Annotated in this window: 9 protein-coding genes; 5 read left to right on the top strand and 4 right to left on the bottom strand. The window is 51.0% G+C overall.

Going from position 1 to position 6,890, the window contains the following annotated elements:
- The 3 genes from ABF463_RS03425 to ABF463_RS03415 form a co-directional block, all read left to right on the top strand.
- A partial coding sequence (locus tag ABF463_RS03425; protein ID WP_415532149.1) for a hypothetical protein occupies positions 1-388 on the top strand: 388 nt, incomplete at its 5' end.
- Positions 345-770 carry a spore maturation protein A gene (locus ABF463_RS03420; RefSeq protein WP_415532148.1) on the top strand — a complete coding sequence of 142 codons (426 nt, stop codon included), beginning with the start codon at positions 345-347 and terminating at the stop codon, positions 768-770. The genes ABF463_RS03425 and ABF463_RS03420, both read left to right, overlap by 44 nt.
- Positions 763-1,284 carry a spore maturation protein gene (locus ABF463_RS03415; protein ID WP_415532145.1) on the top strand — a complete coding sequence of 174 codons (522 nt, stop codon included), beginning with the start codon at positions 763-765 and terminating at the stop codon, positions 1,282-1,284. The genes ABF463_RS03420 and ABF463_RS03415 overlap by 8 nt, the downstream gene beginning before the upstream one ends.
- Positions 1,285-1,377: 93 nt before the next feature.
- On the opposite strand, the gene gpmI is transcribed toward ABF463_RS03415, so the two are convergent.
- From gpmI to ABF463_RS03395, 4 genes are all read right to left on the bottom strand, one after another.
- Entirely contained in the window at positions 1,378-2,895 is a 1,518-nt protein-coding gene (gene gpmI / locus ABF463_RS03410) for a 2,3-bisphosphoglycerate-independent phosphoglycerate mutase (RefSeq protein WP_415532144.1), read from the bottom strand.
- Between the two features lie 99 nt (positions 2,896-2,994).
- The gene (gene tpiA / locus ABF463_RS03405; RefSeq protein WP_415532143.1) at positions 2,995-3,753 is read right to left on the bottom strand and encodes a triose-phosphate isomerase; all 759 of its coding nucleotides are present in this window, start codon (positions 3,751-3,753) and stop codon (positions 2,995-2,997) included.
- A 160-nt stretch (positions 3,754-3,913) separates the two neighbouring features.
- Entirely contained in the window at positions 3,914-5,107 is a 1,194-nt protein-coding gene (locus tag ABF463_RS03400; protein ID WP_415532142.1) for a phosphoglycerate kinase, read from the bottom strand.
- A gap of 160 nt (positions 5,108-5,267) precedes the next feature.
- Positions 5,268-5,798 (bottom strand): tRNA (cytidine(34)-2'-O)-methyltransferase, encoded by a 531-nt coding sequence (locus ABF463_RS03395; RefSeq protein WP_415532147.1) that lies wholly within the window; start codon positions 5,796-5,798, stop codon positions 5,268-5,270.
- Between the two features lie 374 nt (positions 5,799-6,172).
- Here ABF463_RS03395 and ABF463_RS03390 point away from each other — a divergent pair, with 374 nt between their 5' ends.
- Complete coding sequence (locus tag ABF463_RS03390) at positions 6,173-6,523, top strand: EamA family transporter (protein ID WP_415532141.1); 351 nt, start codon at positions 6,173-6,175, stop codon at positions 6,521-6,523.
- Positions 6,516-6,890: an EamA family transporter gene (locus ABF463_RS03385; RefSeq protein ID WP_415532140.1), complete on the top strand. Its 375-nt coding sequence runs from the start codon at positions 6,516-6,518 to the stop codon at positions 6,888-6,890. The genes ABF463_RS03390 and ABF463_RS03385 overlap by 8 nt, the downstream gene beginning before the upstream one ends.

The following is a 6,890-nucleotide window of genomic DNA, read 5'->3' as shown; positions in this document are numbered from 1 at the left end:
ATATTATAAATATATTACAAAAAATAAATATATTATAATAATATTACATAAATGTAAAATAGATATAATGAAAGCAATAGATGAATGCGCAGATTTTATCCTTTTTGTGTATTACATCCATTCACCAAAAGACCCAGCCGCTTTCCACGGCAAAGTAAAAAACCAAAGCAGGGGTGATTGCATTGATGAAATGGGTCTGGTCAGGCATGATTTTGTTATCAGTAGTTCTGGGGATAGCAAATGGAAGAATTGGGGCCGTATCACAGGCTGCAATCAAAGGGGCGCAGGATGCGATTCTGCTCTGTATCACACTTTTGGGTGTGATTTGTTTGTGGAATGGGTTGATGAAGATTGCGGAGTCGGCGGGAATCACACGAGTACTGGCTAACTTATTTTTGCCCTTGACACGTCGTTTGTTTCCAGATTTGCCGCCGCATGGGGCCGGTATGCAGGCAGTTTGCATGAATATGACGGCAAATCTGCTGGGGTTAGGGAATGCCGCAACACCCCTCGGGCTTCGTGCTATGCGTGAGATGGCAGCTGTTAGTCATAAAAAAGGAACAGCCACCAATTCAATGGCGATGTTTGTGGTCATTAATACAGCGGCGCTGCAATTGATTCCCACAACAACGGCTGCCATACGCATTCGGTTTGGTTCCGTTTCACCGTTTGATATTTTACCGTGCACATGGATTTCCTCGCTGGTCAGTTTGGCAATAGGAATTGGGTTTGCCTGCGTATTAGGTGGGAGGGGAAAAAGATATGGGTAGTCTGGGTTCGTTTATTGTCCCTCTCATTATTGCGTCTATTGTTCTGGCTGGACTTTTTAAAAAGCAGAATGTATTTGATGTTTTTTTACAAGGTGCAAAAGAGGGCATCCCCATTACCGTCAGTATCGTCCCCCCTCTGATCGGTTTAATGACGGCAATTGCCATGCTTAACGCATCCGGTGCATTTACCATGCTTGCACAGGCGTTATCACCGCTTTGGAGTCTTTTGCATATGCCTGGAGATGTGGTGCCGTTGGCGATTATGCGTTCCATCTCCGGCAGTGGTTCGCTCTCGCTTTATCAAAATATCCTGCAAAAAAACGGGCCGGACAGCTTTATTGGCAGAGTAGCCTCTGTGCTGCAAGGTTCCAGTGAGACGACATTTTACACGATTGCCGTATACTTTGGTTCGGTCGGCATTTCAAAGACGCGGCACACGCTTCCAGCCGCGTTGGCCGCTGATTTCACGGGGCTGGTCATGAGTGTGTTGACGGTAAGTCTGTTTTTAAAATAAAAAAGCAGCATCCAAATCAATGGATGCTGCAAAGTACAGTTGTTCTATTTTGGGGCCTGATTGATAAACAATCCTATAGGCTGAAACAAGGGTTTAATCAGCAATGAGGGATTCGCCGGTCATTTCGGCAGGAATAGGCAAACCGAGAATTTTCAGCATGGTGGGAGCAATATCAGCCAATTTCCCGCCTTCACGCAGTTTGACATCCTGTCCGACCACGATAAATGGCACTGGACGTGTGGTATGTGCGGTGAACGGGGTGCCATCCTTTGCCTTCATCTGATCGGCGTTGCCGTGGTCGGCAGTGATGAGGACGGTACCGCCCAGTTTGGTCACAGCGTCCACTACTTTGCCCACGCCGTCATCTACTGCCTCAACCGCTTTGACCGCTGCGTCAAGTATGCCGGTATGGCCGACCATGTCGCAGTTGGCAAAATTCAAAATAATGACGTCAAATTTGCCGCTTTCGATGTTGGCGACCACTTTTTCGGTGACCTCCGGCTCGCTCATTTCGGGCTGAAGGTCGTAGGTGGCGACTTTGGGGGATTGAACCAGTACACGTTCCTCGCCGGGATAGATTTTTTCCACGCCGCCGTTGAAGAAGAATGTGACATGCGCGTACTTTTCTGTTTCCGCAATGCGCAGCTGGGTCAGACCCTTATCGCTGATGTATTCACCAAACGTATTTTTCAGGGACTGGGGTTTGAATGCGACATCGACATTGGGCATTGTCGCATCATACTGCGTCATACACACAAAGTGGGTGGGGAAATAGCCTTTTTTACGTGCGAACCCGTCGAATGCGGGGTCTACCAGTGTGCGGGTGATTTCACGTGCACGGTCAGGGCGGAAGTTGAAGAAAATGACAGAGTCATTTTCCTTGATGGTGCCCGCAGCGTCTACGACTGTCGGCTCCACAAATTCATCCGTTTTGTCGGCGGCATAAGAAGCGTCGACAGCGGCGGTCGCGGACGTATTCTGTACACCCTCACCATTGACGATGGCATTGTATGCTTTGGATACGCGTTCCCAGCGGTTGTCGCGGTCCATGGCGTAATAACGACCAGAAAGCGTGGCGATTTTGCCCACGCCGGCTTCGCTCAATTTGGCTTCCAGTTCGGTGATGAATGCTTTGGCGGAGCTGGGCGGCACATCGCGTCCGTCAAGGAAAGCATGGACATAGACTTTGGTCAGTCCGGCGCGTTTGGCCAGATCGATCAGACCGTACAAATGCGCGTTGTGACTGTGCACACCGCCGTTGGACAGCAGACCCAGCAGATGCAGCGCGCTGTTGTTTTTCTTGCAGTTTTGTACGGCGTCTGTAAACGCCTGATTGTCGAAGAAATCACCGTCTGCAATGGATTTGGTGATTCGGGTCAATTCCTGATAGACCACACGGCCCGCACCGATGTTGGTGTGGCCGACCTCACTGTTGCCCATCTGTCCTTCCGGCAGGCCGACGGCCAGACCAGAAGCACCGATGGTGGTGTTTGGGCATTCTTTGAAATATTTGTCGAGGTGCGGTTTTTTTGCCGCCGCGATTGCATTGCCATAATCAGACGGATTGATGCCGAAGCCGTCCATAATCACAAGAGCCAACGGTTTTTTCATAATGAGGTTCCCCTTTCAGCGAAAGCTGACATGCAGTATAGAAAACAACTCGTGGTGTGCAGTTTGAGTGTACAGCCAGATTGTAAAATTGCAGTAGCCTTATTTAGATGCGGCTTCCAGAATTACAGCGAAATCGGCTGGTTTGAGCGAAGCGCCGCCGATCAGTCCGCCGTCCACGTCAGGCTGCGCCAGCAGTTCTGCCGCATTTTTGGCATTCATGGAACCGCCGTATTGCACGATGGTCTCTTCAGCGGCTGCTGCGCCATACAGTGAAGCAACGGTGTCACGGATGAATTTATTGACTTCATTGGCTTGTTCCGCCGTGGCGGTCTTGCCGGTGCCGATGGCCCAGACAGGCTCATAAGCGATGATGACGTTTTTCAGCGCTTCAGCCGAGACGCCGCTCAGGGCGATCTTGAGCTGAATGGCAATCACGTCGAAGGTGATGCCCTGCTCGCGCTGCTCAAGGGTTTCACCCACACAGAGCAGAACGGTTAAGCCGTGCGCAAGCGCGGCGGTGGTGCGTTTGTTGACGGTGATGTCCGTCTCGCCAAAATATTGGCGGCGTTCGCTGTGACCGACGATGACATATTTAACGCCGAGAGCATTGAGCATAGGAGCGGAAATTTCACCGGTGTAGGCACCGTTTTCCGCCCAGTGCACGTTTTCAGCGCCGATACCGATCTTAGAACCTTTTGCAGCTTCAAGTGCGGCGGGCAGGTCGATATACGGTACGCAGAGCACCACGTCGGCGGTGGATTTATCGGCGGCGGGTTTAATCTCAGCGATGAGTTTTGCAGCTTCTTCCGGAGTGGTGTTCATTTTCCAGTTACCGGCGATGACTTTTTTGCGGCTCATATTCTAAATTCCTCCAAATCGTTGTTCCATTCGGTTTTTATGCGTACTTTATACGCGCAATTGAAAATGTATAAGCAAAGGCGGCGCGGCTGCTCGCCGTCGCCGCCTTACCTGTTCGCGTCTTACCGGGGAGTGCCGCAGATACGGCACAGTGCAATCTTTATTTGTCGTTGAGGCACGCGATACCGGGCAGCACTTTGCCTTCAAGGAACTCGAGGGAAGCGCCGCCGCCGGTGGAGATGTGGGTCATTTTATCGGCAAAACCAAGTTTTTCGATGGCCGCAGCGGAATCGCCGCCGCCGATGATGGAGATGGCTTTGGAGTTAGCAATCGCGGTGGCGATAGCACGGGTGCCGGCCGCGAAGTAATCCCATTCGCTCACACCCAAAGGACCATTCCAGACCACGGTGCCTGCGTTGGCGACGGCCGCCGCAAACAGTTTTTCGGTTGCAGGTCCGATATCCAGGCCCATCCAGCCGTTGGGAATCTCATCGGATTCCACGACCTGTTTTTCACATTCCGGATCGTATTTATCGCCAATGCGGTTGTCTACCGGCAGCAAGAATTTAATACCCTTGGCTTTGGCGGAAGCAATCAGTTCTTTGGCGAGGTCCAGCTTGTCTTCTTCACAGAGGGAGTTGCCAATGTGATGGCCTTGTGCCTTCATGAAGGTGTAGGCCATGCCGCCGCCGATGATGAGAGTATCCACTTTTTCAATCAGGTTTTTGATAACCGCGATCTTATCGGACACTTTTGCACCGCCAAGGATAGCGACAAACGGGCGTTTCGGGTCATCCAACGCTTTGCCCATCACAGAGAGTTCTTTGCCGATGAGAAAGCCGGCGACGGAAACCGGAATAAAATGGGACACACCTTCGGTGGATGCATGGGCGCGGTGGGCGGTGCCAAACGCGTCGTTGACGAAAATCTCGCCATAAGAGGCCAACTCTTTGGCAAAAGCAGGATCGTTCTTTTCTTCTTCTTTGTGGTAGCGAACATTCTCAAGCAGAATGGCTTCGCCGTCTTTCAAGTTGGCGGCCAGTGCTTTGGCGTCATCGCCGATCACATCTTTGGCAATCTTCACTTCTTTGCCGAGCAATTCAGAAAGACGTTTTGCGACTGGTGCGAGGGAATATTTCGGGTTGAATTCGCCCTTCGGGCGGCCCAGATGGGAGGACAGCACCACTTTGGCGCCATGCTCCAGCAAATACTGGATGGTGGGCAGCGAAGCAGTAATCCGCTTGTCGTCGGTAATGTTGCCATTGGCATCGAGGGGCACGTTGAAGTCCAAACGGGCAAACACACGTTTTCCCGCCACATCTACGTCCTCAATGGTTTTCTTGTTGTAAGTCATTCATTAACACTCCCTGAATATTAAATTTACCTTCATCACGGGGATAAGGCTGGTTTGTTAAATAAAAAACAATCAGCCTTTCTTATTGTAAACGAAGGCAGAGGGATTTTCAAGTGGTTTGCAAAGGAAATGGGATATTCCGGCAGCTCGCCCCCGATTTTTATGCAGTTGTGTGCGGGGTCGGCGCATCCGAAGGACGCACCGGCCAGGTATGCCGCGTCAGTTCACCGTTCGCACGCAAGCCGGAGAACTCCCACTGACGCAACACTTCATAAGCGCCAACAGCCACCGCATTGGACAGATTGAGGCAACGTGCCTCCGCCCGCATGGGTAACCGCACGGTTGCGTCTGCGTGTGCGAGCAGTAAATCTTCGGGAAGCCCGGCCGTTTCCTTGCCAAAAACCAGACAGGCATCCTGCGGATAACGGACTTCGGTATAGGCACGGGGTGCTTTAGAGGAAAAGAATGTGCAAGGCCCGGGCAGATGGCACAGAAAATCATCCAGACTGTCGTAATACGTGATGTCCAGCAAATGCCAGTAATCCAGCCCGGCGCGCTTGAGTTTGGTGTCGTCGATGGCAAACCCGAGTGGCTTGACCAAGTGCAGACGGGCGCCTGTTGCGGCACAGGTACGTGCAATGTTTCCGGTGTTCTGCGGAATTTCGGGTTCGATGAGTGCAATATTGAGCAATCCGTATTTCCTCCCTTTTGCCGGCAGCCCGAAATCTGCCTGCGGCCGGACGCGAGTGTTCACTCCGCAGTCCCTTCAAATTCTACATCATCAAAGCCTGCTTTTCAAGATGGTTTGCTGCGCTTTCTTTCAAAAATACTGTTTTGGAGGTCTGCTGGACATATACGGGGAGCAAACGCGCTTTGATTGATAAACTTTTAGGTTGGCTAAGCATTTTCGGATGCTGGTTCCGCGAAAGTTTATAGATCAGACATATCTTTCTTATCGAACCGCCTTGAAAAAAGCAAGATGCGGGGATATACTGGTACATGCTCTCCGGCAAAAAACGGCACGGGCGTAATATGCGCCTGTGCATGGAAAGTTAAGGTGACAGTATGGACAATCGCTTTGCGGCCTCTCTGCAAAAAAATAAGGTCGGGATGGCAATTATGATCGTCTCGGCGGCCTGTACGGCATTCGGGCAGTATTTCTGGAAATCCTCTCACGGGACAAACCTGCTCATCATGTTCATAGGGTTTGTGTTTTATGGGTTTGGCGCACTCACCATGATTTTAGCATTTCGGTATGGCAGTTTCTCTGTGCTGCACCCCATGCTCAGTCTGGGCTATATTTTTGGGATGGTCATCAGCGTGGGACTTCTCGGGGAAACGATTGATGCTTATAAAATCATCGGACTGCTGTTTATCCTGTTCGGTGTAACAATGGTGGGGGTCGGCGATGAATAACGGGTTTATTTTTGTGCTGACCACGGTCGGCGGCATTCTTATCATGACGCTGCTCGGCTCTCTTGGCGGGTTTTTCTTTAAAAAAAGCACCAACGGCGCGACCGTCTGGGAGATTGCCAAAAGCAAATTTGTCTATATCGGGGTGGTGTTCTACCTGACCGGCGCGGTGGCGAACATTCTAGTACTCAAAGTGCTGCCCTATTCAGTGGTCTACCCCATGTCTGCCATCACCTACGTATGGTCGATGATCTTTTCGCGGCTGATTCTGAAAGAAAAATTTACGCGGCAAAAACTCATTGGCATCATTGCCATTATCATTGGCGCTGCCTTTTTCGGCATGGATGGGTTTGCGGGGTTGGTCAAATAG

It is taken from the genome of Ethanoligenens sp. (assembly GCF_047718355.1).
In the GTDB taxonomy this organism is placed as follows: Bacteria; Bacillota; Clostridia; order Oscillospirales; family Ethanoligenentaceae; genus Ethanoligenens.
The sequence above is the reverse complement of the archived record's forward strand: the minus strand, read 5'-3'. Positions and strand labels throughout refer to the sequence as shown.

What these genes read in the sequence shown, in the direction of transcription:
- ABF463_RS03420 (WP_415532148.1), top strand. Translation starts at nt 345, where the DNA reads ATGAAGATTGCGGAGTCGGCGGGAATCACACGAGTACTGGCTAACTTA.
- ABF463_RS03415 (WP_415532145.1), top strand. Translation starts at nt 763, where the DNA reads ATGGGTAGTCTGGGTTCGTTTATTGTCCCTCTCATTATTGCGTCTATT.
- gpmI (WP_415532144.1), bottom strand. Translation starts at nt 2,895, where the DNA reads ATGAAAAAACCGTTGGCTCTTGTGATTATGGACGGCTTCGGCATCAAT.
- tpiA (WP_415532143.1), bottom strand. Translation starts at nt 3,753, where the DNA reads ATGAGCCGCAAAAAAGTCATCGCCGGTAACTGGAAAATGAACACCACT.
- ABF463_RS03400 (WP_415532142.1), bottom strand. Translation starts at nt 5,107, where the DNA reads ATGACTTACAACAAGAAAACCATTGAGGACGTAGATGTGGCGGGAAAA.
- ABF463_RS03390 (WP_415532141.1), top strand. Translation starts at nt 6,173, where the DNA reads ATGGACAATCGCTTTGCGGCCTCTCTGCAAAAAAATAAGGTCGGGATG.
- ABF463_RS03385 (WP_415532140.1), top strand. Translation starts at nt 6,516, where the DNA reads ATGAATAACGGGTTTATTTTTGTGCTGACCACGGTCGGCGGCATTCTT.